The sequence below is a fragment of the Nocardia sp. 852002-51101_SCH5132738 genome, assembly GCF_001665695.1.
Taxonomy (GTDB): Bacteria; Actinomycetota; Actinomycetes; order Mycobacteriales; family Mycobacteriaceae; genus Nocardia; species Nocardia nova.
Genome location: NZ_LZML01000183.1, coordinates 39270 through 64781, shown reverse-complemented (window position 1 = coordinate 64781; position 25512 = coordinate 39270). Strand labels below are relative to the sequence as shown.

Sequence of the window (25512 nt, the reverse complement as noted above, 5' to 3'; positions counted from 1 at the left end):
CCGTCGCCACCATTCCCACCGTCTCCATGACATCCGTCCTTTCCTCCGGCCGCGCTACTCGCCCGGTCCGTCCAGCGGTTCCAGTTCGTCGGGATCGAAATACAGGTAGCGCCCGTACCATTCGTGCAGATCGGCTCCGGGATCGTCGGCGATGACCACACCGACGTGGGTGCGCCCGTCGACGTCGGCGTGCACCGAGGTGACCCGTGCGTCCCTGCCGTCGAAGAACATGTCGTGGATGTCGGCGCGCCGGGCCGGATGCAGCCGGACCATGCTCCCCTTGCGCACCAGCGTCCCGGCGATGGGCACGGCGTCCGAGTCGGGCCGCACAGCACCGTCGGCCACCGGATCCCACCAGTCCGTCCCGGGCGGAATTTCCGGCACCAGCCGGTTCTGCCCGGCGCCCGGGTCGCGCAGCACGCCGTGCAGTCGCGCCATCTGCTCGGCGGTCATCGCGTCACAGCTGTCGACGATGCGGGCCGCGCGCGGATCGGTGGCCCGCGCGGCCGCCTTCTCCTCGTCGGTCATGGCCATCACGCGCAGGGTGAGGATCTCGTCGATCTCGGTGGCGTCGTAGAGCGATTCCTGGCTCTGCTCGGCGATTTCGGGATGGTCGTAGAGGATGATGGGCGAAATCAGCATCAGGCTGCGGTCGCCGGGCGGTCCGGCCAGTACCGGGAAGCAGCGATGCTGGACGCACCGCGCCACGGCGGCCTCGGCCTCCGGCGGCGGTTCCAGCAGCGAGACGAATTCCGCGCCGCCGGCCTCGGCGATCACGTGCGCGCCGAGCATGGAGCGAGCCAGGGCGTCGCGACGGTCGGTGGCCGGCTCCCCGGTATTGCGCACGGTCACGGTGAGGATCGGATATCCGCCCTCGGAGGCGACGGCCAGCTCGAATTCGCCGCGCAGCGGCCGGCGAGTGCGCACGACGTCCGCGCGCCCGGTGGCCGGATCGACGAGGGGTTCGGTGTCGCGACCTCCCGGAACCTCGAACGGCACCGTCACGGCGACCGGGGCGCACGGTCCGACGGAGATCTCCCGTTCGACGGCCTCGTCCCAGTCCGGCCGGCTGGTGCCCGCGGCGGCGCGATGTTGCAGCTGCAGGAACCGCAGTGTGAACCGCAGGACCGGGTCGCCGTCCGGGGCTATCGGCATCTGCCCGGCGAGTTCGGACTCCTCGCCCAATCCGGACGCGTGCGCCCCGACCGGACCGAGGACGCCGAATTGCCAGCGGCAGCGGTTCTTTCGCGCGTCGGCCCGGTACGGGTAGAGCAGATAGCCCTCGTAGAGCACCGCGTCGGCGACCGCGCGGACTCGTGCTCGGCTCGATCCCGCGGTACTCACGCCGACTCCTGCGCGCTCGCGAGCAACCGCGCGACCGTCTCGTCGAAACCGAGCAGCCCGTGCTCGCCCTTGTAGGCCGCGAGCGCGGCCAGAGTGTCCTCGTGCAGCCGCAGCCAGCCCGTGGCCGGGAAGTGCGCCGCCATCAGTTCCCGCCACACCGAGACCGGCATCCGGTAGCGGTCGTCGCGGTCCCACGGGATCTGCTGCACGGCGAAACCGTTGCTGCCACGGATGAATACGGTCCCGCTGAACAGGAACAGCAGCGGCACCTCGCCGCCACGCAGCGCGTGCAGATACTTCGATCCGGCGACCTCGAGGTCGTAGGTGCACGGCATCGGCAGATCCACCTCGGCGCCGCCGGTGAAGCCGGGAACCGTGGTCGCGCAGTGCATCCACAGGAACGAGCGCTGGGTGTGGTCCCAGCGGTCGCGCGGACCGAACAGATCCAGCAGTCCGGCGCTCTCGGCATCGGTGTAGTTCCGGCGGTTCGGCTCGATGCGCACCTGGGCGCGCAGCGCGATGGCGTGGACGGGTTCGGCACCGACGGAGGCGATTCCGATCCGCGCGGACAGGATCGGAGTGACCGCGTACGGTTCGGGCTTCAGCCCGAGCACCGCGAAGGTGGTGGCGTAGGCGGGGCTCACGGCGCCTCCCCCGGATCGAAGGCCCGGGCCCGCGCCGTCGTCTCGGCGAAGAATCGCGCCACGTAGTCGCGCACGTCCGCACCGCCGTCGAAACCGCGCCACAGCAGGCGGATCCGGCCGACGAACTCGTAGCAGGCGTCGATCGGCAGCAGCAGGCAGCGTGCGGGCGCGTCACCGTCGGGGACCTGGATCAGCAGCGCCTCGACATCGTCGGCGAGATCGCCGAATTCCGGATGCCGCTCCATGAAGGCGGTCCAATTGTCCAGGGGCAGTTCGGATTCGGTGGCACCGGCCGGTCCCGGATAGAACGCGACGGTGCGCCCGGCCGACGAACTGTGGAAGAAGAAGGCAAGGCCCACAGGGATCTCGAGGCCGTCCCACTCCGGCAGGGTCATCTGGAAATCCGGGAACGAGACGTATCGCCGCGGGACCGCCCGGTAGCGCAGGGCCGCACCTTGATCGGTGAACAGCAGAGAGCAGCCCCGGCACACGCACAACATGCGCCGGCTTTCGGTGTCGACGACGTGCGGATGGTCCGCGCCGACGGGTTCCGCGCACATCTCGCACCGCTCCCCCGCGACCGGCGCCGGCGGGCGTTCGGCCGCGAGGCGGCGCAGGGCGCGCACGGTCGGATTCATCCGCCCACCCCCACCGGAATCGCCACCGACAGTTCGCCGTCACGCACCAGCACCGGCAGCGGCTCGAGATGTCCGGCCCCGTCGAGCCGGGCGCCGCCGTGCACGACGTCGAAGTGGGCGCGGCAACCGGGGCAGCGCAGCACCGGATCGCCGCGGACCCCGCGGTGCAGCACCGCACCGGCCAGCGTCCGATCGCAGTTCGGGCAGTGATCGCGGTAGACGTAGATCTCGTCGCCGACTCGGCAGGCGAGCACGCTCAGCCCGGCCAGCGCGAATCCGCCGACCTCACCGGCGGCCAGCTCGGCCAATTCCGGTGCGCCGATCCAGTTTCCGCCGGATCGCACGTGCGCGAACAGCGTCTCCGGGGCGATCACCGCGGCGTCGGCGCCCGCCTCGGCGGTGACCACCTCGATCGCGGTGATCTCCGGGGCGGCCGCGCGCACGGCGTCCTCCACCGCCAGTTCCAGTGTCACCGAGGACGACGGGCAACTGCGGCAGCTTCCGGTCAGCTCCAGCCGCACCACCGCCTCCGCGGTGACCTCGAGCAATCGCACGTCGCCGCCGTGCGATCCCAGATACGGCCGCACACTGTCCAGCGCGCCGGCGACCCGGGTCGCCACGTCGTGCGGATGCAGGCCGTGCACCAGCAGCAGACTGGCGATCAGGTCGTCGTCGAGCAGACGCTGCACCGTGCCCTCGTCCAGGACGGCGAGGATGCGCCGCAGACCGGCGCCATACAGGTCGACCACCTCGCCGACCAGCGCCTCGGCCCGTTCCCGAGCCGCCGCACCGCCCGCGGAACTGGCATCGAGCAGGGTCTCGATGCGATCGCCCGCGCTGCGCCACCGGTCGTCGCCGACCGTCGCAGCGGACTCACCGTCAGGACGCGTGGATATCGCCTCCTCCTGCCGCCGGGACCGGATCTCCCGCTATCCGACGGTCGATATCTGTGCCGGTGAATGCACCAGGTCCAGGGTCGTGCCCTTCCCGAGATACATGTGCACGCCGCAGGGCAGGCAGGGATCGAAGCTGCGCACGGTGCGCATGATGTCGATGCCCTTGAAGTGCTCGCGGTCGTTCTCCTCGAAGATCGGCTGTCCCTGCACCGCGTCCTCGTAGGGGCCTGGCGTGCCGAAGCTGTCGCGCGGGCTGGCATTCCACGGCGTCGGCGGATAGGGGTGGTAGTTCGCGATCTTGCCGTCGCGGATCACCATGTGATGCGACAGCACCCCGCGCACGGCCTCGGTGAAACCGCAGCCGATCCCCTCGGCGGGCACGTCGAAGTGCTCCCACGTCTTGGTCCGCCCGGCCCGGATCTCCGCGAGCGCCTGCTCGGCGAAATGCAGTGCGCATGCCGCCGCGTAGGCCTGGAAGTAGGTGCGGGCGCGATCGCGCTCGATGGTGTTGCTCCCGTACTCCGGAATCTTCCATTCGAGTTCCACCGGCCCCTTCAAGGCGGTCTTGGGCAGGTTGATCTGCACGCTGTGCCCGGTCGAGCGCACGTAGCCGATGTCGACCAGCCCGGCCAGCGCCGTCGACCACAATCGGGCCAGCGGGCCGCCGCCGGTGTCGAGGGCCAGATGGTCCTTGCCGTCGAACCAGCGCGGTGACATCACCCAGCTGTACTTGTCCTCGAGGTCGCGTTTCTGCGGCTTCGGGTTGGTGTGCTGATTCCACGGATGGCGCCGGTCCACCGGATTGCCCAGCGGATCGGTCTTCACGAACATATCCTGATCGGTCCAGTCGTCGTAATACGAACTGCCCAAAAGGATTCGGAGTCCGAGGTTGATGTCGACCAGCGAGGTGGTGACGAGTTTGCCGTCCACCACCACCCCCGGCGTCACGAACATCCGCCGGCCCCAGTCCTCCATATCCTTGTACTCGAAGTTGCAGACCTCCGGATCCTGGAACGAGCCCCAGCATCCCAGCAGGGTGCGCCGCAGCCCGACCCGCTCGTATCCGGGCACCGCCGTGTAGAAGAAGTCGAACAGGTCGTCGTGCATCGGCACGACCTTCTTCATGAATTCGACGTAGCGCATCAGCCGCGACATGTAGTCGGTCATCAACTGGACGGTCGCGACCGTGCCGACGCCGCCGGGATACAGCGTCGAGGGATGCACGTGCCGGCCTTCCATGAGGCAGAACATCTCTCGCGTATACCGGCTCACCTGCAGCGCCTCGCGGTAGAACTCACCGGTGAAGGGATTGAGCGCTTCCATGATGTCGCCGATGGTGCGATAGCCGTGCATCGCGGCGTGCGGCGCCTCGGCCTTTCGAGCGGCGTCGAGAACGCTGGGATTGGTTTCGGCCACCATCTTTTCGCAGAAGTCCACCCCGACCAGATTCTCCTGGAAGATGTTGTGGTCGAACATGTATTCCGCGGCCTCGCCGAGATTGACGATCCACTCGCCCAGATGCGGCGGCTTCACGCCGTAGGCCATGTTCTGGCAATAGCACGAACAGGTGGCGTGATTGTCACCGCAGATTCCGCAGATGCGACTGGTGATGAAGTGCGCATCGCGCGGATCCTTGCCGCGCATGAATATCGAATAGCCGCGGAAGATGGACGACGTGCTGTGACATTCGACCACTTCGCGATTCTCGAAATCGATCTTCGTGTAGATACCGAGGCTGCCGACGATACGGGTGATCGGGTCCCACGCCATTTCGACGAGCGACTCCGGCTCGATCTTCTTGTGCGACGCCTCCGGGATGATCTGTGTCATCGCGAGATCCTCCTACCAGGTGCGAGTCGCGCCCGTATCGAGTTTCTCCCCCTTGTGCCGCCAGTGCGGCTCCTTGTCGACCGTGCGGCCGGTGATGTGACGCAGACTGCGGATCACCGATCCGTACAGCCCCGATGCGGAGGACGAGAGTTTCCCGCCGGGTGGTTCGTCCATGAACGGCATGAATTTGTCCGGGAATCCCGGCATGGTGCAGCCGATGCAGATGCCGCCGACGTTCGGGCATCCGCCGACGCCGTTGAGCCAGCCGCGTTTGGGCACATTGCATTTCACGACCGGGCCCCAGCACCCCAATTTCACGATGCACTTCGGCGAGCCGTACTCCTCGGCGAAATCACCCTGCTCGTAATATCCCGCGCGATCGCAGCCCTCGTGCACGGTCGCCCCGAACAACCACTTCGGGCGCAGCGCCTCGTCGAGCGGAATCATCGGCGCCTGGCCGGTGGCCATGTACAGCAGATAGGTCAGTGTTTCGGACAGGTTGTCCGGCTGGATCGGGCAACCCGGCACGCAGACGATCGGGATATCGGCTTTGGACTTCCATTGCCAGCCGAGATAGTCCGGAACTCCCATCGCTCCGGTGGGATTACCGGCCATCGCGTGAATGCCGCCGTAGGTGGCGCAGGTGCCGACCGCCACCACCGCGGTGGCCTTGGGCGCCAGCCGGTCGAGCCATTCACTGGTTGTCATCGGCTGGTTGGTCTCCGGGTTGTTGCCGAAACCGCACCAATAGCCGTCGCCGTGCAATTGTTCGTTCGGTATCGAGCCTTCGACCACCAGAACGAAGGGTTCGAGTTCGCCGCGGTCGGCCTTGAAGAACCATTCGAGGAAGTCGTCGGCTCCCCCGTTCGGACCGCATTCGAAATCGATCAGCGGCCAATGTACGGCGATCTTGGGCAGGCCGGGAAGCGCTCCGAGAGCGATTTCCTCGACACTGGGCTGGGTGGCGGCAGTCAACGCCACCGAATCACCGTCACAACTGAGGCCCGCGTTGATCCACAGGACGTGTATCAGCGTCTCTTCGGCCCGAACTGCTTCCTGGGTTGGCATGAATGCCGCCTTCCCGAGCCGGGCGGGGGCTGGCCGATCCGGCTCGAAGCCGTCTCAATCTGTGATACAGACCACACAGATGTTAGTCGCGTGACATATGAACCTCAATGGGTGCGCCGACCGCGGACGGGCGTTGCCCGGCCAGCCAGCCGTACCAGTCGTCGAGGCCCTCTCCGCTGGTCGCCGATATCGCGAGGACCGGCACCCCGGAGTTGATCGTGTGGATGTAGCGCGTACAGGCGGCGAGATCGAAGTCGACATAGGGCAGCAGGTCGATCTTGTTGATCAGCACGATCCCAGCCGCGGCGAACATATGCGGATATTTCAGCGGCTTGTCGGTCCCCTCGGTCACCGAGACGATCACGACCTTCGCGCGCTCGCCGAGGTCGAACAGCGCCGGGCACACCAGATTGCCGACGTTCTCGATCAAGACCACGCTGCCGCGCGCCGGGGCCAGCGAGTCGAGCGCGCCGCGGGTCATCTGCGCGTCGAGATGACAGCCGGCGCCGGTGTTGATCTGCACCACGGGGCAGCCGGTGGACTCGATCCGACGCGCGTCCAGCAGCGTCTCCTGATCGCCCTCGACGACGGCGATCGGCATGCCCGGGCATTCCCGAATGGTGCGTTCGAGCAGCGTCGTCTTGCCCGCGCCCGGTGAGCTGGTGAGGTTCAGCGCGAGGATGTCCCGCTCGGCCAGCCAGCGCCGATTCTCTTGTGCCAGTTGGTCGTTCTTGGCCAGCACCTTCTGTTCCAGAGTCACCGTCGCGGTCGGCGGACCGCCCTCCTCGTGCCGGGAATCGCGATCGTGCCCGTCGCCTCGGCGGGGACCGTGCTCGTGCGGGTGGCTGCCGTCGTGCGGGTGATCGTGGCCGTGACCGCCGTCGTGCGAGTGGTCGTGGCCGTGACCGGCATCGTGGGAGTGGTCGTGTCCGTGATCGCCGTCGTGCGGATGTTCGTGCTCGTGCGGGCCGGTGATCACCGCCTGGGTGTCGTCGCCGCCGCATCCGCAGGTTGCGCACATGTGTCACTCACCTCCATGGAGCGGATTCGCAGCTCCCGCCCGGCGCGGATGTCGACGTCGGCGCTGCCGCACGCGCACAGCGGGATCAAATCGGGCAGAGCGAATTCGGCGCCGCAGGTGCGGCAGCGCGCCCGGCCCGGAACTTCCTCGATCACGAGTTCGGCGCCCTCGGCGAGGGTCCCTTCGGCCGCGAGGCCGAAACAGAAGTGCAGGGAATCCGGAACCACCGCGCAGAGCATCCCGATCGCGACGGTCACGCGGTGCACCCGCCGCCCGGCAGCGTGTTCACACGCGCCGCTCACGATCCCCTGCGCGATTGCCAGCTCGTGCATGAGTTCTCTCGATTCATCGATGCGCCGATTCATCGCAGGCCGACCCACTCAGCGTACTCCGGCAACTTTCCCGCACAACCCGCTTACCAGGAGATCCGCTCGTCCCGGCTGCCCCCGGCGATCACTCGGCGCCGCCCCCTTCGGCGGTCCCAGGGATACGTCTACCCGCTGCGGTCCGGCCCTTCCGCGCTCACCTGCTGCGGACGTCACACCGTGGCCCGTGTGCCGACACCGGGCCCCGGCTGTGGGAGCACCACCCCGCGGGTCGCCGGTAGGCTCGACGCGTGACTTCCGCTCTGCAGCCCAACGGTTTTCGGTCCGCGCTCGTGCTGGGCGGAGGTGGATCGGTCGGCACCGTGTGGACGGTCGGGCTGCTGGTCGGCCTGCGGGAAGCCGGGATCGACCTCGCGCGAGCGGACCGCATCGTCGGCACCTCGGCCGGCGCGGTCGTCGCCGCGGTACTCGCCGAGGGCGGCGACGTCGCCCGCTTGCTCACCCCGCCCGGGCCGGGGCAGGAACCCGCCCCGGCCGTCCCTGCCGACGCCGCCGAACACGTGGCGCGAATGGACGCCCTGCTGGCGATGCCGCACTGGCCGAACCGCGATCTGATCATCACCTCGGTCGATGCCGAGTCCGGAGAGCTGCGGGCGTGGGCCCGAACCGATGCGGCGTCCGTGGCGGAGGCGGTCGCGGCGAGCACGGCGGTGCCGGGAGTGTTCCCGCCGATCCCGATCGACGGCGGCCGCTACGCCGACGGCGGCGTGCGCTCCCCGATCAACGCCGACCTCGCGGCCGGCGCCGAGACGATCGTGATCCTCGAACCGGGCGCCCACCTCTACCGCCGAGCCGAGACCGACCACGAACTCGCCTCGGCCACAACGGTTTCCCTGTCCCCCGACGCCCAAGCCATAGCCGCCACCGGGGCGGACGTCTTCGATCCGGCCGCACTCCGGCCCGCCTACGAGGCGGGCCTGCGCCAGAGCGCGGTCGCCACCGCACGCCTACGTGAGATCTGGCCCGCGCCATAGCCCGACGCATGTGCGGTCGGGCTGGTCACCGCCCGCCGGTCACCACGCCGACCGCGACACCGATGACCGCGGCGTTGTAGAAGAATCCGAGCACCGAATGCACCAGCACCTGTGCGCGGATGTCGCGATGTGCCCTGCACTTCGACGAGCCATTCCTCGGGGTCCTCCTCGCGCCGGTGCCGCCACAGCCGCACCGCCCAGATCCCGACGTAGACGGCTGTCAGCACGTCCCAGATCAGGAGCCAGGCGTTCGGAGCGCCGACCACAACACGGCCAGCCCCACGACCACGAGCCCTGCCTCCATCACCCGGCTGACGATCACTCTCGGCCTGATCATGAACCGATCATCGTCGCAGTCGGCGCCCGATTGTCGGACGTACCGTCGGGCACCGCGTCGCGTTACGTCCTGCCGCCCCTGCGGCTTTCAGAAGATCCTCAGCTTCACGCGGCCGACGCAGCGACGGATCCGGTTTACGGTGGTGCGATGGGTAAGCCGTTCGCACCGATTCCGGCCGTCGTCGCGGCAGCCGGTCTGCTCGCCGCAGTGGGCGGATGTGCTCCCCTGCACGCCGCCCCGACCGGGGACCGGGCGGTCACGGTGGAGTCGAGCGGTCTGCCACGGCAGTACCTGATCCACGAACCGTCATCACCCGGGCCGGGGAGACGACCGGCCGTCCTCATCTTCCACGGCGGCGGCGGAACAGCCGAAAACATGGCCGCCACAACCGGTTTCGATGCCCTGGCCGACACCGAGGGTTTCGTCGCCGTCTACCCCGTCGGCTCCGACAAGAGCTGGAACGACGGCCGGGGCGCGGACACCACCGCGGGCGCGAAGCGGATCGACGATATCGCCTTCGTCTCCGCGATCATCGACCGCCTCGTCGCCGACAACGACGTCGATCCGACCCGCGTCTATGCCACCGGCCTGTCCAACGGCGCGATGTTCACCGAGTACCTCGGCTGCCGGCTCTCGGCCGAGATCGCCGCGATCGCGCCGGTCGCCGGACCGCTTCCCGCCGCCGATGCCGCCGACTGCGCGCCCACGCATCCGCTGCCGGTGCTCGAAATCCACGGCACCGCGGACCCGGTCGTCCCCTACGACGGCGGAGTCGTGCGGATGACCTCCGGCCGCCTCGGCCCTGGCACCAGCCCTGTCCTGTCCGTCGACGCCACCCAGCAACTGTGGCGCTCGAAAAACCGGTGCGGCCCCGTCACGACCGCCGAACTGCCGACTGTCGTCGACGACGGAACCACCGTCCACACCGCGACCGCCGCGTGTGCCGACAACACTCGGGTAGCGGCGTATTCGATCGACAACGGCGGCCACACCTGGCCCGGCGGCCCGCAATATCTGCCCGCCGCCCTCGTCGGCAAGGTCAGCCGGCAATTCGACGCCGCCACCGTCATCTGGCAGTTCTTCAGCGGCCGATAACGCCCCGAGTCCGTGGCAGGCGGCTACTTCGCGAGTGAGCGGCTGATGACCAGACGCTGAATCTGGTTGGTGCCCTCGAAGATCTGCGTGATCTTGGCTTCCCGCATATACCGCTCGACACGGAAGTCGCGGGTGTAGCCGTAGCCTCCGAAGACCTGCACCGCGTCGGTGGTCACCTTCATCGCGGCGTCGGTGGCTACGAGCTTGGCGACCGAGGCCTGCCGCGAGTAGGGCAGTCCGGCATCGCGACGGCGCGCGGCGTCGAGGTAGGTGGCCCGGGCCGAGTCGACGGCGGCGGCCATATCGGCGAGCAGGAACCCCAGGCCCTGATGATCGATGATCTTGCGGCCGAAGGTGCTGCGCTCCTTCGCATAGCCGACGGCCTCGTCGAGCGCCGCCTGCGCCAACCCCGTCGCCACCGCGGCGATCCCGAGACGCCCGGAGTCCAAGGCGCTCAAAGCGATTTGCAGACCTTGCCCCTCGGCGCCGATCCGCCGCTCCGCGGTCAGGTATGCGTCGTCGTAATGCGCGGTCGTGGTCGGCACCGCGTGCAGGCCCATCTTTTCTTCGGGCTTGCCGAAACTCAGACCCTCAAGGTCCTTCGGCACCAGGAAGCACGAGATCCCGCGCGAGCCTTCACCGGTCCGGGCGAACACGTTGTAGAAGTCGGCGATCCCCCCGTGGGTGATCCACGCCTTGGTGCCGTTGAGCCGATAACCACCGTCCACCGGCACGGCCTTGCACGCCACCGCCGCGGCATCCGATCCCGCTTGCGGTTCGGACAGGCTGTAGGCGCCGATCGTGGTGCCGCCGAGCATTTCCGGTAGCCAGCGGCGCTGCTGTTCCTCGGTCCCGAACGCCATCAGCGGATGGCAGGCGAGGCTGTGCACGCTCACCGCCACCGCGACGGCCGCCCATCGCGCCGCGATCTCCTCGAGCACCTGCAAATACACCTCGTAGGGCTGGCCGCCCCCGCCCCACTCCTGCGGATACGGCAGACTCAGCAACCCCGCCTCGCCGAGCGTGGCGAAGACACCGCTCGGATACGACTCCGACCGCTCGTGCTCGTCGACGATCGGCGCGAGCGCCTTGTCCGCGATGTCACGGGTGAGCTGGATCAGCTCGTGCGCCTCGTCGGTGGGCAGCAATCGATCGACAGCCACGACATCCTCCCTCTCGGCTACGCCTGGCAGTACTCTGTTATCGGCCACAGTACTGTTCGGCGAACAGTACTGCAACACTCACTTGAGTACTATTCAGGCATGACGCAGACGACTCGCAGCGGTTTCGGCACCCGGCGGCGGACCGAACTGTTCGACGCACTCGTCGACCTCTTCCTGACCGAGGGCTTCGCCCATCTCACCCTCGACGAGATCGCCGCGCGGCTGCGCTGTTCCAAGAGCACGCTCTACACCCTCGCCGGCAGCAAGGAACAGCTGGTCCGCGCCGCCACCGTGCACTTCTTCCGGCGCGCCACCGACGATGTCGAGCAACGCATCGCGACCACCACCGGTGCCCGCGAACGCATCATCGCCTATCTGTCCGCCGTCGGAGCCGTCCTCGGCGCCGCATCGCAGCAGTTCATGACCGACCTGGACGCCTTCGCACCCGCCCGGGAGGTCTACGAACAGAACACCCGCCTCGCGGCGAGAAGAGTCCGCGAATTGGTCGACGACGGAGTCGCGGCCGGCGAATTCCGGGAAGTACACGCCGCTTTCGCCGCCGACCTCGCCGCGACCATGATGGTCCGCATTCAGCAGGGCGGTGTCCGCACCGAAACCGGCCTCGACGACGCCGACGCCTACCGCGAACTCGCGGCCATCCTCACCACCGGCATTCAGCGGTAGAGACCGCGCAGCGCCCGGCACGCGGCTTCGACGATCTCGTCGGCGGTCACCTCGATCGCACCGTCGAGCCAGGCGGTGACCAGTTCGGCCATACCGCCGATGAACAGCAGACCGGAGGTTTCGTCGGCGGCCCGGCTGCGGCCGGCATCGCCGAGCCACGTTCGCACTTCGAGGGCCGACTCGTGCGCCAGGTGCCGCAGCAATTCCGTTCGCCGCCTTCGCAAGTGCGGAAACGCCACCGACTCGACGATCGCGACGCGACCCTTGCGCGGATCCTCGACCAGCAGCCGCACGAACGCGCCGATCGATGCCCGCATGCGGGCTTCCGGATCATTTCCCGCCGCGTCGGCGGCGCTGCGGCTGGTGTTCTCGATGTCGACGGCGATCCCGTCGAGCACGGCTTCGAGCAGGGCGTCGAGTCCGGTGAAACTCTCGTAGAAGTAGCGCTCGCTGAGTCCGGCCACCGCACACACCGCGGTCATCGTCGTCCGTGTCCCCGCCTCGGCCCACACCGTGAGCCCCGCGGCCAGCAGCCGCGACCGGCGTTCGGTGGCCCGTTCGGCGGCGGTCGCTCCGCGATAGACCCCTGATTGCACGGCCATGGCCCCAGCATGCCACAGCGAGTTCCACACGAAGATTGACAGGATGTCCTTCCTGAATCAGGCTGTGACGTGAGCGACATCACAGAGACGAGGTGTGCGATGACGGCCGACGCACTGCAGACCAGGCCCATCCCGACGCAGCGGCGGGAGGACCGCGGCTACCCCGTACTCGGGCAAGTTCTGCAATTCGCCCAGGACCCGCTGGCTCTGTTCCAGCGCGAATGGGATCACTACGGGCCGGTCGCCCCGATGTACTCACTCGGCCGGACCGCGGCCCTGCTGCTCGGCCCCGACGCGTGCGGCGAGGCACTGCTGAACAAGGACGGGGCGCTGGCCAACGGTCCGGCGTGGTCGCGGCTGGTCGGCCCGTTCTTCCACGGCGGGCTCATGCTCATCGATTTCGACGAGCACAAGCGGCATCGGCGAATCATGCAGCAGGCGTTCACCCGCCCCCGCCTGCAGGCCTATACCGAGCGCCTGCATCCGGCGATCGAACAGGGTGTCGCGCAGTGGGGTGAGAGCGAATCCTTCCCCGCCTACTGGAAACTCAAGCAACTCACCCTCGATATCGCCGCCGATCTGTTCATGGGTGGCGCCGCGGACACCTCACCGGCCCAGATGGAGCGGATCAACAAGGCGTTCATCGCGTGCGTGCAGGCCGCGGCCGGAATCGTGCGCGGCAACGTGCCGTTCACCCGCTGGGGCAGGGCCTATCGCGGCCGGCGAGTGCTCGAAGACTTTCTACGGCACTATCTGCCCGCGAAACGCGCCGAGCAGACCGACGACATCTTCTCGGTGCTGTGCCATATCGAAGACGAGAACGGTGCCCGGTTCAGCGACGACGACGTGGTCAACCACATGATCTTCTTGATGATGGCCGCCCACGACACCTCCACCATCACCACCTCGACGATCCTGCAGTACCTCGGACAACACCCGGAATGGCAGCAGCGTTGCCGCAGTGAGGCATCGGCGCTGGGCCCCGCGCCGTCGATGGCCGAACTCGAGCGCCTGGAGTCCATCGATCTGGTGATGCGCGAGGCGCTGCGACTGCGCGCCCCGGTTCCGGTGCTGGTCCGCTACGCGGTGAAAGACACGGTGATCCAAGGGGTTCGAATCCCGGCCGACACCGATGTGGTCGTCGGAATCCAGTTCACCCATCTGATGCCGCAGTACTGGACCGACCCGCACACCTTCGATCCCGACCGCTTCGGCCCCGAACGCCGCGAGGACAAATCCCATCGCTTCGCGTGGGAGCCCTTCGGCGGCGGCGCGCACAAATGCATCGGCATGCATTTCGGTGGGCTGGAAGTGAAGTCGATCATGCATCGCCTGCTGCGCGACTACCACTGGCGGGTGGATCCCGCCTACGTCGCGCCCCTGGATTACCACTCCCTGCCCTACCCCAAGGACGGCCTGCCCATCACCTTCGTCCGCAACTGAGCACGCCCGCTATTTCCGCGGCAAGCCCATCACCAGGGTGGCGATGGTGTTGAGCTGGATCTCCAGGGTCCCGCCGCCGATCACCCAGCTGGGGATGTCGAGTTCGTGGAGGACGACTTCGCAGTCCTTCTCGTTCAGCGCCGCGGCCGGCCCGACGAGTTCGAGCGCGGCGGCCGCGGCGTCGGTGTGCAGCATGGAGGCCGCGGCCTTGGAAATACTGGTGGCTGGGCCGATTGCGTGACCGTCGAGGCGGCGAATGGTCTCGCGCAGGTTCATCGCCGAGATGGCGGCTCCGCGGGCACTGATCCGTCCCAGCACACGCAGGGCGTTGTCGCGACTGCCCGCGTACTCCCCGCGCTCGATGATGCCGACGATGCGGGAGTTGTGCCCGGGGTCGCGGACGCCACCGATGAAAAGCCGTTCCTGGGCAAGGGTTTCCAGTGTCAGCGCCCAGCCCTGTCCGACCTCGCCGAGGACCATGTCGCCGGGTACGAAGGCGTCGTCGAAGAACACCTCGTTGAATTCGGCGTTACCGCTGGACTGGGTGATCGGCCGGACCGTCACCCCCGCACCGTGCATATCGACCAGGAACATGGTCAGGCCCCGGTGGCGTTCGGCCTCGGGATCGGTGCGGGCCAGCAGCAGTCCCCAGTCGCAGCGATGCGCCAGTGTGGTCCAGATCTTCTGCCCGTTCAGCCGCCAGCCGTCGCCGTCCTCGGTGGCGCGCAGGCTCAGCGACGCCACATCCGAACCCGCCTCTGGTTCGCTCATCAGCTGGCACCAGATCTCCTCGCCGCGCAGGGCGGGCGCGGCCAGCCGGGCGAGCTGTTCGGGGGTGCCGCGCTGCAGCACGATCGGCACCACCCACTGGCCGATTCCCATGGAGGGCTGGGCGATTCCGTGCTTGTCGTATTCGTCCTGCAGGATCAACTGTTCCAGCGGACCGGCCTCGATCCCCCACGGTTTCGGCATCGGCGGCGAGACCAGCCCGGAGTCGGCGAGCAAGGTCCGCCGGGGGCCGGTATTGGTGGCGTCGTGGTCACCGATCTTGCCCGGATTCGGATTGTCCAGGGCGGCGGCCCGGTCCAGAATCTCCGAAACCCATTCGCGGAACGAGGAATCGGTTTCCGGCAGCGGCACCGCGAATGTGCGCGGGCCGCCGAGCGCGACCTCACCGAGGCGGCGTTCCCAGCTCTCCGCGCACCCGCCGAGCCCGGCCAGCGACATCGCCCGCCGCCAGTACAGGTGCAGATCGTGCTCCCAGGTGAACCCGATCGCGCCGTGCAAGCACAGACATTCCACGGCCGCGTGCACGGCGTTGCCGAGGGTGGTGAGCGCGGCGCCGGCCGCGGCGTGCGTGCGCTGAGCCGGTTCGTCGGCGAGGCCGCGCACCGCGTCCCAGGCCGCCGAGGTGGCCAGTTCACTGGTGATCAGCAGTTGCGCGGCACGGTGCTGCACGGCCTGGAAGGAACCGATGGGGCGGCCGAATTGCTTGCGGGCCTTGACATATTCGATGGCCGTGTCCGAACACCAGCGGATCACCCCAGCCGCTTCGGCGGCCATGAAGGCGGTGGCGACCGCCTCGGCGTAGCCCGAGTCGATGCCGGTGAGCTCGATTCCGGCGACATCGTGCAGGCGGACGACGGCGAGGTCGCGGCCGAGGTCCGATCCGGCACACGCCTCGATCCGCACGCCCGCGGCGCCACGTTCCACCAGCAACCAGCGGGTCCGGTCGCCGTCGGCCGCGGCCACCAGGAGTACGTCGGCCGCGGCGGCGCCCAGGACCGGGGCGGTGGTACCGCTCGCCCCGCCGTCGGCGAACCGCACCCCGTGTCCGGCATCCACGGTCGCACCGGTCCCGCCCTCGGCGAAACGTCGCAACGTATCGCTCACCGCCGCAACGGATTCCGCCGAGGCGACGATGGCGCTGGTGATCACCGAGGGCAGGAGCGGGCCGGGCAGCAGCGCCCGCCCGGCTTCGGCGAGCACCACCGCGATCTCGTCCGGAGTTCCGCCCTGTCCGCCCACCTCGTCCGGCAGATGCACACCGGGCAGACCCAGTGCGACCAGGTCGGCCCAGAAGGTGGGCCGTTCGCCGGCGGCGAGGCGATCGGTGTGCTTGCGGGTGTATTCACGGGTGTGGTGGCGGTCGGCGAATCCGCTGACGGCCTGCGCCAGCGCCGCCTGATCCGCGGTCAGGGCTAGGGGCACGATCTCACTCCGCTCGGCGTCGATACGGTCCGGGCTCCCGGCCGCGCACCCCGATTAGAACAGGTTCGCAGCGATGTGCGGGGCGGTTCACCGCGAGGACGTGACGCCCTGCGTCGCGGCGCGCGCGTGCGCGGGCCGGGTCGCCACCCCGTGCCAGGCCGACCCCGCCCCGGATTCGCCGATGCGGTAGATCTGCACGGTCGCGGCCACGCTCGCGGCGATCGCGACGACAGCCACCGCGCCCACCACCAGCCGGGAGAGCCCGCGCTCACGGGTCGCACGCATATGAACCACCACGATCAGGCCCGCCGCGACGAGCAACGCGACGGCGAAGTAGAGGAAGGTGTCGCCGAGATGGGTGTGGGTGCTCAGATCGGGATTGGCGCCGACCCGGCGCTCGAGCCATTCACCGGCCTCGGTGGTGATCGGAGTCAGGACGAGGACCACCACCGCCAGCGCCAGGTTCAGCCACACGAACCGCCGGCGCGCCGCCGGCCACAGCGCACACGCGATGGTGAGCACGGCGGTCAGCGGCACCAGCACCACCACGAAATGGACCAGAAGGATATGAGCGGGCAGCCCATTGAGAGTCGACATCGAAGGTCTTTCTTTCGGACGGACGAACGCGCGCCAGCGTTCCACGACCCTGCTGTGAAATCGCTGAGCCGCGATGCCGTCGTGATGAAGGTGACACTGCCGTCGGCCCCCGCCGATGTCGGCGGCGGTACAGCCGGGCCGCAGTGGGTAGTCGACGGCCGTAGGCAAATGTTTGCTGTCCTGCTGCCGGGCCGGATCTGCCCGCGACCGATCGAAAAACTCTCTCCCGCAATCTATTCGACGACCGAAGGAGTGGAAATCGATGGTTCTGAACGAGACGTACACGCTGTCCAACGGTGTGCGGGTGCCCAAGCTGGGGTTGGGCACCTGGTTCATCGACGACCACGAAGCGGCCCGGGCGGTGGCCGACGCCGTCGACATCGGATACCGCAATATCGACACCGCGCAGGCGTACGGAAACGAACGCGGCGTCGGGGAAGGGATCCGTACCAGCGGCGTCGCGCGTGAGGATCTGTTCGTCTCCAGCAAACTGGCGGCGGAAATCAAGAACTACCCCGACGCGGCCGCCGCCATCGATCGTTCGCTCGAAACGATGGGACTCGACCACATCGACCTCATGCTGATCCACAGTCCGCAGCCCTGGGCCGATTTCCGGGGCGGGGACTACGCGGAGGGCAATCGGGCGGCCTGGCGCGCCCTCGAGGACGCGTATCGAGCGGGCAAGCTGCGGTCCATCGGCGTGTCCAACTTCGAACAGCACGACCTCGACAACATCCTCTCGGCCTGCACCGTCGCGCCACAGGTGAATCAATTGCTCGTGCACGTCGGAAACACTCCGGCCGACCTCATCGCCTACTGCGAGGACGAGAACATCCTCGTGGAGGCCTACTCCCCCATCGCGCACGGGGAAATACTCGAGAATCAGGACCTCGCCGCGATGGCGGACCGCTACGGAGGGACCGTGCCGCAGCTGTGCATCCGCTACACCCTGCAACTCGGCACGCTCCCGCTGCCGAAAACGGCGAACCCGGATCACATGCGAAGCAACGCCCAGGTCGATTTCGTGATCGCCGACGACGACATGCGCGCGCTGCGGAACATGGAGCAGTTCCAGGATTACGGCGAGTCCGGCAGGTTCCCGGTTTTCAGCGGTCGGTAGCCGCGGTGGGCGGGATGCCGAGTGCGAGCAGGGCGGTGTCGTCGTCGACGCCGTCGAATCCCGCGAGCAGCTCGGTCAACGCGGCGATCAGCGCGGGCGCCGAGACCGGGCCGAGGGCATCGATGAATTCGCGAAGACGTTCCTCACCGAGGCGTTCGCGACCGCGGACGCGGGCCTCGGTGAGGCCGTCGCTGTAGAGCAGCAGGGTATCGCCGGGTGCGAGATGTACTGCGCGCCCGGCGAATACCGCATCCGGAAGTGCGCCGACCAGCATGCCGCCCGGAGTCTCGAGCAATTCGGTGGCGCCCTCGGCCCGGATCAGCACCGGTGGCGGATGCCCGCCGGCGGCCAGGGTGAGCGTCGCGCCGGTGGGAGTGGGGCGCACGGAGCCGTAGACCACGGTGCAGAAACCCGTTGTGCCGGTGTCGAATTCGCGGCACAACACCGTGTTGAGGTGTGCCAGCACGGCCAGGGGGTCCGGGTCGTAGACCGCCGCGGCGCGCATCGTGTATCGCGCCGAGGACGTCACCACCGCGGCGTCGGCGCCTTTGCCGCAGACGTCGCCCAGGAAGAATCCCCAGGTGTCGGGGGTCAGCGGGAACAGGTCGTAGAAGTCGCCGCCGACCTCGTCGGCGGACGCGGGATGGTAGTAGGCGGCGACCTGCATACCCGGCACCGCCGGCAGTTCGGACGGCAGCAGACTGCGCTGCAGGGTGGCGGCCAGGGTGAACGCCCGCTCTCGTTCATGCTCGGCGGCCTGGCGAGCGCGCAGGAGCTCCTGCTCGTAGGCGCGGCGCTCGCGGGCATCGAAGACCGTGGTGCGGATCAGTTGCGCGGTGCCGTCGGAGCCGCGTTTCACCACCGACGTCACGAGCACCGGCAACCTCGTCCCGTCGGCGCAGCGCAGGTCGAGAGCCAGGCCGTTGACGTGACCGTGCATGGCCAGCATCGGCGCCATATGGGTCTCGTAGTAGATGCGCGCGCCCACCGCGAGGAGATCGGTGAATGCGCGGCGGCCGATCAGCTCGGACCGCTCGTAGCCCAGCCAGCCCACCAGGGTGCTGTTGATCTTGGCGATCGTGCCGTCCATCAGGGTGGACAGGTATCCGCACGGCGCGTTGTCGTAGAGGTCCTCCGCGCTGTCCTCCAGCATCGCCGAGAAGGCGGGGTCGGCATCGGGTGACCGCTCGCTGTCGCGACGGCCGGACTCGCCCTGCCCGCACATCATCATCGGCTTGCCGCGGTCCGGCTCGCGAACGCTTCGATGGCGGCGGCGGTGAGTTCGGGGGCGCTCAGTTGCGGGCAGTGCCCGGTGGCGTCGAGGGTGACCAGTTCGCTGCCCCGGATCCGGTCGTGAACGAATCGGCCCACCTCGCGCGGGGCGATCGGATCCTGCGCGGTTTCCAGGATCAGCGTCGGCACGCTCACCTGCCGCAGGTCGGCACGATTGTCGGACAGGAAGGTGGCCCGCGCGAAAACCCGCGCGATCGCCGGATCCATCCGGCAGAAACTCTCCGTCAACTCGGCGCCCAGTTCCGGCCGGTCCGGATTGCCCATGATCACCGGGGCCATGGACGCCGACCAGCCCAGATAGTTGGCCTCGAGGGCGTCGAGCAATTCCTCGATATCGGCGCGGCTGAATCCACCGCGGTAGTCACCGTCGTCGATATACCGCGGGGAGGGCGTCACCAGCACCAGCTTCGCGAACCGTTCCGGCGCCCGATTCGCCGCCAGCACCGCGATCATCGCCGACACGGAATGGCCGACCAGCACCACATCACGCAGATCCAGCTCGGCACAGATATCGATGATGTCGTCGGCATAGGCGTGCAGGTCGCCGTACCGGTCGGCCGACCACGCCCGGACATCCGAGCGGCCCGAACCGACATGATCGAACAGCACCACCCGGAAACGCCGCGCCAGGATCGGGGTGACCAGGCGCCACATGTTCTGATCACAGCCGAATCCGTGCGCCAGCAGCAGCGTCGGCCCCTCCGCCGGGCCGAGGACGACCACGTTGTTCCTGTCACGCACTGCCACCCGACATGCTTACCACGCCGACGCCGGGCCGACCTTCTCCTCGGGGCCGCGCGTGCCGAAGCCCTCACCGGCACCGGACGCGGTGCACGTTCAGTCCGGCGGCCCTGCTCCGGCCGGGCGCAGCCCGAGGCGGGCGAGTTCGCTCAGCACGGCCGCGACGGCGTCCGGGACGGCCGCCGCTACCGGGCCGGACAGGCCGACACCCGGATCGAGGCACTGTGCCTCGACCGCGACGACGACGAGTTCGGCCGGGGCCCGGCCCAGGACTCGCGCGAGCGGCAGCGCGTCCGCAACGCCGAGCGCGTGCGAACCGGCGGCGCGAGGGCACCCGCGCAGGTCCTCGACCGTGGTGCGCCACACCCGCCCGGGAGCCGGGGGATCGCAGCGAACCGCGTCCACGACCACCGCGAGCTCGAGACCGGCCCACAGGTCGAGAAGGCCGGTGGGTTCGCCGTCACACTGCGCCACTCTGACGGCGGGGATGCGCAGCGATTCGAGGCGACGGGCCACGGCGGGGCCGATGCCGTCGTCGTGGCGGTAGTCGTTCCCGACGCCGATCACCACGGCCCGCGGTCCGGTCATCGGCGCACCAGGTCGAGCTCGAGAAAGTGCGCCGAGCAGGAGATGCACGGGTCGTAGTTGCGGATCGTGCGTTCACACAGGTGGGTGAGTGCCGCATCGTCCAGTCCGAGGTTGGCCTGGACCACCCGGCGCAGGTCGTCCTCGATCGCGGCCTGATTCTGCGAGGTGGGCGGAATGATGGTGGCCGCGCCGACGACTCCCGCGTCGTCGGTTTCGTATCGGTGGTAGAGCACTCCGCGGGGAGCTTCGCTGACGCCGTGGCCGACACCGGCACGCGGCCGCGCCGGGACCGCCGGTCGCGCGGGTCGCTCGTAGTCGTCGATCAGCCGGAGCGCTTCGTCGAGGGCGTAGACGAGTTCGACGGCGCGAACGAGGATGCTGCGGAAGGGGTTACGGCACCGCGCGCGCAGGCCCGCGGCCGCCGCGACCTCGCGGGCCAGCGGTGACAGCTGCGCGGAGTTGAGGCTGTAGCGGGCGAGCGGCCCGGCGAGGTAGCGCCGGCCGTCCAACCGGGCGTGCAACGCGGTGGAATGCGGCACCTGCCCTTCGACGACGTGCGCACCGAAATCGGCTGCGGTGAACGAGGTTCCGGTATCGCTGCGCAGGGTGCCGTCTTCGATGGCGTACCCGTCCGGCGCGGTGAGGACGAGCAGGTCGTGGTCGAGTTCGAGGTCGGGAAAGTCGAATCCCGCGGCGAATGCGGCGGTCTCGACGGCGTAGTCCCGCGCGCGACGCAGCTGTTCGGCGATCGGATCGAACCGGGCCCGATCCGGTACCGCGTAGAAGCCGCCGATCCGGACGTTGATCGGATGGATCGAGCGACCCCCGACGAGTTCGAGCAGGCTGTTGCCCGCCTTCTTCACCGCCAGACCGTGTTCCACCAGTTCCCGGTGGTCGGCGGCCAGCGCGACGGCATCGGGATAGCCGAGGAAATCGGGCAGGTGCAGCAGGTAGATGTGCAGGGCGTGGCTGGAGATCCACTCACCGCAGTACAACAGCCGCCGCAACGCCGCCAGCGGCGCGTCGAGGCGGATACCGCAGAGTTGTTCGAGTGCGTTACACGCGCTGGTCTGATAGGCCACCGGGCAGATTCCGCAGATGCGGGCGGTGAGATCGGGCGGCTCGGTGTAGGCCCTGCCCCGCAGGAACGCCTCGAAGAACCGTGGCGGCTCGTAGATGTTCAATTCCGCGCGGGTGACCTTGTCGCCCTCGACGACGACCCGCAGGGCTCCTTCGCCCTCCACCCGAGCCAGCGAATTCACCGTCAATCGCCTACTGCGGTGGCTCATCTCGCCCCCTTTCCGCAAACGGCGGTGCGGCCGCGGCGAATGTGGCGAACACCCGATCGACATCGTCGTAGGACATGCCGTTGACGCGCAGGATCGGAAGCAGCGCACCGATATTGGGGCGGGCCATCGGCCCGAAGCATCCGAAACAGCCGCGGTGATACGACGGGCACAGGGCGCCGCAGCCGGCCTGGGTGACCGGGCCCAGGCACGGTATGCCGTCGGCGACCATGACGCAGGTATTGCCGCGGCGCTTGCATTCGGTGCACACACTGGTGTCGGGCAGATCGGGTGCGCGACCGGCCAGCAGGGCGCAGAGGGTGTCGAGGAGCTGGCGGCGGTCGATCGGGCAGCCGCGCAGTTCGTAGTCCACTCGCACATGCGCGGCGATCGGGGTCACGGTGTCCAGCGTCGAGATGTACTCCGGGCTCGCGTACACGATCGAGGTGAAGTCGCCGATATCGGCGAAGTTGCGCAGTGCCTGGATGCCGCCGTGGCTCGCGCAGGCGCCGATCGTGACGAGAATGCGTGACTGCGAACGGATTTCGGCGATCCGATCGACCTCTTCGGGCGTGGAGACCGATCCCTCGACCAGCGACACGTCGTAGGGCCCGGGTTCGACCGCACTGGACGCCTCGGTGAAATGCGCGATCCGGATCCGGCCCGCGAGCGTCAGCAGCTCGTCCTCGCAGTCCAGCAGGGTGAGCTGGCAGCCGTCGCAGGATGTGAACTTCCATACCGCGAGTGTCGGGACGGTCATCACAACTCCCGTACCGTCATCAGCGGTCCGGCCACCGCGTAGTCGACGACGGGACCGTCCCGGCAGATCAGTAGCGGCCCGAGCTGGCAGTGGCCGCATCGGCCCACGCCGCACTGCATATTGCGCTCCATCGACAGCCGGATGTCGCCGCGGGCCACGCCGTGCCGAATCAGAGTCTGCGCGCAGAACCGCATCATCGGTTCCGGCCCGCACAGGAATGCGGTGGTGCGCGCGGGATCGACGACGAGCGCGCGGAGGGGTTCGGTGACGAAGCCGACCCTTCCGGTCCAGCCGGGAGCCGGGTGATCGACGGTCCGGTACAGCTCGAGCCGGCTGTCGGCCTGCCATGCGCGCTGATCGTCCCGGAAGAGGGTCTCACCGGGGGTTCGCGCGCCGGTGATCAGCACGATCCGGCCGTATTCGGCTCGCCGCGCCAGCGCCTCCAGCACGATCGGACGCAGCGGCGCCATTCCGACTCCGCCGCCGACGACGACCAGATCGCGGCCGACGGCGGAATCGAGATCCCATCCGGTGCCGAACGGCCCGCGCACCCCGACCACGGCACCGGGCGGTGAGTCGTACAGCGCGGCGCTCACCGGGCCGACCGAGCGGATGGTGTGCTCGAGAAAATCATCGGCGGCACAAGGATTTCCGCTGATCGAGATGGCGATCTCGCCCACCCCGAATCGGTAGAGCATCATGAACTGGCCGGCCCGGAACCGTTGTGCCGCATCAGCTATCGGGGCGAGGACCAAGGTCGCGGTATCGGCGGTCTGCGCGATGCGCTCGACCACCCGATAACGGAGCATGGTGTCCGGGTCGGCGACCACGGCGGCGGCCGGCGCGCTGCTCACCGCCCACCTCCGCTCTCCCCCCGGCGCAGCGGGGCGGTCGTGGCCGCCTCGCCCGGATTGCGGTAGAGGTTCAGCAACCTCGCCCGGGTGGCCTGCAGCCGCTCCACCAGCGCCTCGAAGAGCAGCAAGGTGAGCGTGTAGCCGAATTTCGGGTCGGCATCGGCGATGTCGGCCAGGCGGGCCGCATCGAATTCGATCGCCTGCACGGGCTCGGTGGTGACGGCGCCGAAATGCCAGCGGTAGGGGGGCACGAGCCATGACCATCCGAGCAGATCACCGGGTCCGAGGGTCTGCACCACGAAGGGCTCGCGGCCGGGAAGCGTCGCGTCCACGGCTACACATCCCGATCGGAGGAGCCAGCATCGGTCGGCTCGGCGGCCCTCCGTGATCAGCCGCTGCCCGGCGGGATAGCGGACGTTTCGCCCGGCTTGCGCGAGCGTGCCGAGTTTGCCGCGGTCCAGCGTGGCGAGCGGCGCGAAGGCGGACAGTTCCTCAGCGGTGGTCATCCTCGCCTCCTTCGGCCGTTTCGGCCAGGCGGGCGACCTCGACGGTCAGGTCGATACCCGCGGGGCACCACGCGATGCAGCGTCCGCACCCCACGCAACCGGAACTGCCGAATTGGTCGTACCAGGTACTCAATTTGTGGGTCAGCCACTGCCGGTACCGGCTCTCTCCCGACTGCCGCACACTGCCGCCGTGCAGATGGGAGAAGTCGAGTTCGAAGCACGAGGCCCACCGCTCCCAGCGCTCGGCATGTGTGCCGGTGAGATCGGTGACGTCCTCGGTGGTGGTGCAGAAACAGGTGGGACACACCATGGTGCAGTTGGCGCAGGTGAGGCAGCGGCTCGCGACGTCCTGCCAGTGAGGCGATTCGCGGGAGCGGCGAAGCACGTCGCGGACATCGACATCCGGCATGCTGCGTCCCATCCGGTCCGCCGCCGCCGCGACCTCGGCTCGCGCCGCCGATATCTCCGCCTCCGAACTCGGTTCGCCGACCAGTTCGGCGGCGATGCGCGCACCCGCCTCGGTACCCACGTCGACGAGGAACCGGTGCCCGGTGTCGTCGATGCGTTCGGTGAGGGCGAGGTCGTAGCCGGAGGACACGTCCGGACCGGTGTGCATCGATGCGCAGAAGCACACGCCGCCCGGCTCGGTGCAGTTCACGCCGATGATGAACAGCTCCCGGCGCCGCGCCGCGAACGCCGAGTCGGGATGGGCGCCGCCGCCGAGCACCTGCCCGAGCACGCCGATCGCGGCCATATCGCAGCCGCGCACTCCGAGAAATGCGGTCGGCGTCGGAATATCCTGCACCGGTTCGGAATTCAGATCCGCGTCGAACCGGGCTATCCGGCGATGAGGCGGCTGGAGGAATTGTTTCCACGATCCCGGGCCGGCCGAATGCGAGAAGACGGCTTCGTCGTCGCGCCGGAACAGCCGATATCGCCCCGGCTCGGTGTGCACACCCCAGCCCCCGGGCAGCCGGGCGCCCGAATCGAGCTCGTCGAGGACTATCGCCCCATCGCGGACCTGCGGGCCGATGACCCGGTATCCGTGCTCGACGAGGACGGTGACGAGCCGATCCAGGCCCGCCCGGTCGATCGTCACGTTGTCGCCGATGGTCATGTGGAGCCTCTGTTCGCCGCAGAGTCGGTATTCGTCGCCGGTTCGCATTCCAGCCTCGTCGCGGGGGTGCCCGACCGGGAGCGCCGAAGGTCCCGGCCGGGGGGCCGGAAGGCCCGAATCGGATCCATCCACGGCAACCGGCGCCGTTGTCCTCGGTGGTCCACGGCGCCGGATCGTCGACCGGCCGGGCCACGAGATCGCCGAGAACCGGATTCGCGCCGAGGGTGCCGGGTAGACTTTCGCCGCGTGCGGGAATCGGCCTCGGTCGCCGATTCCCGTTGCCCGCAACACGTTCGACACGGCACTCCGCATAT

Annotated in this window: 25 protein-coding genes; 5 read left to right on the top strand and 20 right to left on the bottom strand. The window is 68.6% G+C overall.

Features of this window, described 5'->3' with window-relative positions; translation table 11 throughout:
• Positions 1–54: 54 nt before the first annotated feature.
• The 8 genes from A5789_RS27300 to A5789_RS27265 form a co-directional block, all read right to left on the bottom strand.
• Positions 55–1344: a hypothetical protein gene (locus A5789_RS27300; protein WP_064906857.1), complete on the bottom strand. Its 1290-nt coding sequence runs from the start codon at positions 1342–1344 to the stop codon at positions 55–57.
• Positions 1341–1988, bottom strand: coding sequence for a DUF6084 family protein (locus A5789_RS27295; RefSeq protein ID WP_064906858.1), 648 nt, complete (start codon positions 1986–1988; stop codon positions 1341–1343). The genes A5789_RS27300 and A5789_RS27295 overlap by 4 nt, the downstream gene beginning before the upstream one ends.
• Positions 1985–2626, bottom strand: coding sequence for a DUF5947 family protein (locus A5789_RS27290; RefSeq protein WP_064906859.1), 642 nt, complete (start codon positions 2624–2626; stop codon positions 1985–1987). The genes A5789_RS27295 and A5789_RS27290 overlap by 4 nt, the downstream gene beginning before the upstream one ends.
• The gene (locus A5789_RS27285; protein ID WP_082857000.1) at positions 2623–3522 is read right to left on the bottom strand and encodes a NifU family protein; all 900 of its coding nucleotides are present in this window, start codon (positions 3520–3522) and stop codon (positions 2623–2625) included. Before A5789_RS27285 ends, A5789_RS27290 begins: the two co-directional genes overlap by 4 nt.
• Before the next feature lie 33 nt (positions 3523–3555).
• Positions 3556–5352, bottom strand: a complete 1797-nt coding sequence (locus A5789_RS27280) for a nickel-dependent hydrogenase large subunit (protein ID WP_063014142.1) — start codon at positions 5350–5352, stop codon at positions 3556–3558.
• 12 nt (positions 5353–5364) lie between these two features.
• Positions 5365–6420 (bottom strand): hydrogenase expression protein HypE, encoded by a 1056-nt coding sequence (locus A5789_RS27275; RefSeq protein WP_063014144.1) that lies wholly within the window; start codon positions 6418–6420, stop codon positions 5365–5367.
• Positions 6421–6502: 82 nt separating this feature from the next.
• A complete protein-coding gene (gene hypB / locus A5789_RS27270) occupies positions 6503–7441 on the bottom strand; it encodes a hydrogenase nickel incorporation protein HypB (protein ID WP_064906860.1) in 939 nt (312 codons plus the stop codon).
• A complete protein-coding gene (locus A5789_RS27265) occupies positions 7396–7773 on the bottom strand; it encodes a hydrogenase maturation nickel metallochaperone HypA (protein ID WP_063014148.1) in 378 nt (125 codons plus the stop codon). The genes hypB and A5789_RS27265 overlap by 46 nt, the downstream gene beginning before the upstream one ends.
• A 284-nt stretch (positions 7774–8057) precedes the next feature.
• Here A5789_RS27265 and A5789_RS27260 point away from each other — a divergent pair, with 284 nt between their 5' ends.
• A complete protein-coding gene (locus A5789_RS27260; RefSeq protein ID WP_082940995.1) occupies positions 8058–8801 on the top strand; it encodes a patatin-like phospholipase family protein in 744 nt (247 codons plus the stop codon).
• Between the two features lie 484 nt (positions 8802–9285).
• Positions 9286–10233, top strand: coding sequence for a PHB depolymerase family esterase (locus A5789_RS27255; RefSeq protein WP_064906861.1), 948 nt, complete (start codon positions 9286–9288; stop codon positions 10231–10233).
• 23 nt (positions 10234–10256) lie between these two features.
• Here A5789_RS27255 and A5789_RS27250 read toward each other — a convergent pair whose 3' ends face one another.
• Positions 10257–11396, bottom strand: a complete 1140-nt coding sequence (locus A5789_RS27250; protein ID WP_064906862.1) for an acyl-CoA dehydrogenase family protein — start codon at positions 11394–11396, stop codon at positions 10257–10259.
• A gap of 99 nt (positions 11397–11495) precedes the next feature.
• Between A5789_RS27250 and A5789_RS27245 the strand changes: the two genes are divergently transcribed.
• Positions 11496–12080 carry a TetR/AcrR family transcriptional regulator gene (locus A5789_RS27245; RefSeq protein WP_064906863.1) on the top strand — a complete coding sequence of 195 codons (585 nt, stop codon included), beginning with the start codon at positions 11496–11498 and terminating at the stop codon, positions 12078–12080.
• Here the strand turns inward: A5789_RS27245 and A5789_RS27240 are convergent.
• Positions 12071–12682: a TetR/AcrR family transcriptional regulator gene (locus tag A5789_RS27240; RefSeq protein ID WP_064906864.1), complete on the bottom strand. Its 612-nt coding sequence runs from the start codon at positions 12680–12682 to the stop codon at positions 12071–12073. The genes A5789_RS27245 and A5789_RS27240 overlap by 10 nt on opposite strands.
• 99 nt (positions 12683–12781) lie before the next feature.
• Between A5789_RS27240 and A5789_RS27235 the strand changes: the two genes are divergently transcribed.
• On the top strand, positions 12782–14125 hold the full coding sequence (locus tag A5789_RS27235; protein WP_063014163.1) for a cytochrome P450: 1344 nt from the start codon (positions 12782–12784) through the stop codon (positions 14123–14125).
• 9 nt (positions 14126–14134) lie between these two features.
• Here A5789_RS27235 and A5789_RS27230 read toward each other — a convergent pair whose 3' ends face one another.
• Both A5789_RS27230 and A5789_RS27225 read right to left on the bottom strand, forming a co-directional pair.
• Positions 14135–16336: an acyl-CoA dehydrogenase gene (locus A5789_RS27230; protein ID WP_063910768.1), complete on the bottom strand. Its 2202-nt coding sequence runs from the start codon at positions 16334–16336 to the stop codon at positions 14135–14137.
• 87 nt (positions 16337–16423) lie between these two features.
• Positions 16424–16933 (bottom strand): DUF2231 domain-containing protein, encoded by a 510-nt coding sequence (locus A5789_RS27225; protein WP_063014167.1) that lies wholly within the window; start codon positions 16931–16933, stop codon positions 16424–16426.
• A 262-nt stretch (positions 16934–17195) separates the two neighbouring features.
• On the opposite strand from A5789_RS27225, the gene A5789_RS27220 reads away from it, so the two are divergent.
• Positions 17196–18053: an aldo/keto reductase gene (locus tag A5789_RS27220; RefSeq protein ID WP_064906865.1), complete on the top strand. Its 858-nt coding sequence runs from the start codon at positions 17196–17198 to the stop codon at positions 18051–18053.
• Here the strand turns inward: A5789_RS27220 and A5789_RS27215 are convergent.
• The 8 genes from A5789_RS27215 to A5789_RS27180 form a co-directional block, all read right to left on the bottom strand.
• A complete protein-coding gene (locus tag A5789_RS27215) occupies positions 18040–19206 on the bottom strand; it encodes a PP2C family protein-serine/threonine phosphatase (protein WP_064906892.1) in 1167 nt (388 codons plus the stop codon). The two genes, A5789_RS27220 and A5789_RS27215, sit on opposite strands and share 14 nt — an antisense overlap.
• 74 nt (positions 19207–19280) lie before the next feature.
• Positions 19281–20093: an alpha/beta fold hydrolase gene (locus A5789_RS27210; protein ID WP_063014171.1), complete on the bottom strand. Its 813-nt coding sequence runs from the start codon at positions 20091–20093 to the stop codon at positions 19281–19283.
• Between the two features lie 90 nt (positions 20094–20183).
• Entirely contained in the window at positions 20184–20675 is a 492-nt protein-coding gene (locus A5789_RS27205) for a hydrogenase maturation protease (protein ID WP_064906866.1), read from the bottom strand.
• Positions 20672–21964 carry a Ni/Fe hydrogenase subunit alpha gene (locus tag A5789_RS27200; RefSeq protein ID WP_064906867.1) on the bottom strand — a complete coding sequence of 431 codons (1293 nt, stop codon included), beginning with the start codon at positions 21962–21964 and terminating at the stop codon, positions 20672–20674. The genes A5789_RS27205 and A5789_RS27200 overlap by 4 nt, the downstream gene beginning before the upstream one ends.
• Complete coding sequence (locus A5789_RS27195) at positions 21948–22721, bottom strand: oxidoreductase (protein WP_063017225.1); 774 nt, start codon at positions 22719–22721, stop codon at positions 21948–21950. The genes A5789_RS27200 and A5789_RS27195 overlap by 17 nt, the downstream gene beginning before the upstream one ends.
• Entirely contained in the window at positions 22721–23530 is an 810-nt protein-coding gene (locus A5789_RS27190) for an FAD/NAD(P)-binding protein (RefSeq protein ID WP_064906893.1), read from the bottom strand. Before A5789_RS27190 ends, A5789_RS27195 begins: the two co-directional genes overlap by 1 nt.
• A 41-nt stretch (positions 23531–23571) precedes the next feature.
• On the bottom strand, positions 23572–24081 hold the full coding sequence (locus A5789_RS27185) for a Crp/Fnr family transcriptional regulator (RefSeq protein WP_063017223.1): 510 nt from the start codon (positions 24079–24081) through the stop codon (positions 23572–23574).
• Positions 24068–25198, bottom strand: coding sequence for a 4Fe-4S dicluster domain-containing protein (locus A5789_RS27180; RefSeq protein WP_063017235.1), 1131 nt, complete (start codon positions 25196–25198; stop codon positions 24068–24070). Before A5789_RS27180 ends, A5789_RS27185 begins: the two co-directional genes overlap by 14 nt.
• Positions 25199–25512 lie beyond the last annotated feature (314 nt).

What these genes read in the sequence shown, in the direction of transcription:
- A5789_RS27190 (WP_064906893.1), bottom strand. Translation starts at nt 23,530, where the DNA reads ATGCTCCGTTATCGGGTGGTCGAGCGCATCGCGCAGACCGCCGATACC.
- A5789_RS27265 (WP_063014148.1), bottom strand. Translation starts at nt 7,773, where the DNA reads ATGCACGAGCTGGCAATCGCGCAGGGGATCGTGAGCGGCGCGTGTGAA.
- A5789_RS27290 (WP_064906859.1), bottom strand. Translation starts at nt 2,626, where the DNA reads ATGAATCCGACCGTGCGCGCCCTGCGCCGCCTCGCGGCCGAACGCCCG.
- A5789_RS27245 (WP_064906863.1), top strand. Translation starts at nt 11,496, where the DNA reads ATGACGCAGACGACTCGCAGCGGTTTCGGCACCCGGCGGCGGACCGAA.
- A5789_RS27280 (WP_063014142.1), bottom strand. Translation starts at nt 5,352, where the DNA reads ATGACACAGATCATCCCGGAGGCGTCGCACAAGAAGATCGAGCCGGAG.
- A5789_RS27185 (WP_063017223.1), bottom strand. Translation starts at nt 24,081, where the DNA reads ATGACCACCGCTGAGGAACTGTCCGCCTTCGCGCCGCTCGCCACGCTG.
- A5789_RS27255 (WP_064906861.1), top strand. Translation starts at nt 9,286, where the DNA reads ATGGGTAAGCCGTTCGCACCGATTCCGGCCGTCGTCGCGGCAGCCGGT.
- A5789_RS27195 (WP_063017225.1), bottom strand. Translation starts at nt 22,721, where the DNA reads ATGACCGTCCCGACACTCGCGGTATGGAAGTTCACATCCTGCGACGGC.
- A5789_RS27180 (WP_063017235.1), bottom strand. Translation starts at nt 25,198, where the DNA reads ATGACCATCGGCGACAACGTGACGATCGACCGGGCGGGCCTGGATCGG.
- hypB (WP_064906860.1), bottom strand. Translation starts at nt 7,441, where the DNA reads ATGTGCGCAACCTGCGGATGCGGCGGCGACGACACCCAGGCGGTGATC.
- A5789_RS27225 (WP_063014167.1), bottom strand. Translation starts at nt 16,933, where the DNA reads ATGTCGACTCTCAATGGGCTGCCCGCTCATATCCTTCTGGTCCATTTC.
- A5789_RS27240 (WP_064906864.1), bottom strand. Translation starts at nt 12,682, where the DNA reads ATGGCCGTGCAATCAGGGGTCTATCGCGGAGCGACCGCCGCCGAACGG.
- A5789_RS27200 (WP_064906867.1), bottom strand. Translation starts at nt 21,964, where the DNA reads ATGAGCCACCGCAGTAGGCGATTGACGGTGAATTCGCTGGCTCGGGTG.
- A5789_RS27235 (WP_063014163.1), top strand. Translation starts at nt 12,782, where the DNA reads ATGACGGCCGACGCACTGCAGACCAGGCCCATCCCGACGCAGCGGCGG.
- A5789_RS27205 (WP_064906866.1), bottom strand. Translation starts at nt 20,675, where the DNA reads ATGACCGGACCGCGGGCCGTGGTGATCGGCGTCGGGAACGACTACCGC.
- A5789_RS27220 (WP_064906865.1), top strand. Translation starts at nt 17,196, where the DNA reads ATGGTTCTGAACGAGACGTACACGCTGTCCAACGGTGTGCGGGTGCCC.
- A5789_RS27215 (WP_064906892.1), bottom strand. Translation starts at nt 19,206, where the DNA reads ATGCTGGAGGACAGCGCGGAGGACCTCTACGACAACGCGCCGTGCGGA.
- A5789_RS27275 (WP_063014144.1), bottom strand. Translation starts at nt 6,420, where the DNA reads ATGCCAACCCAGGAAGCAGTTCGGGCCGAAGAGACGCTGATACACGTC.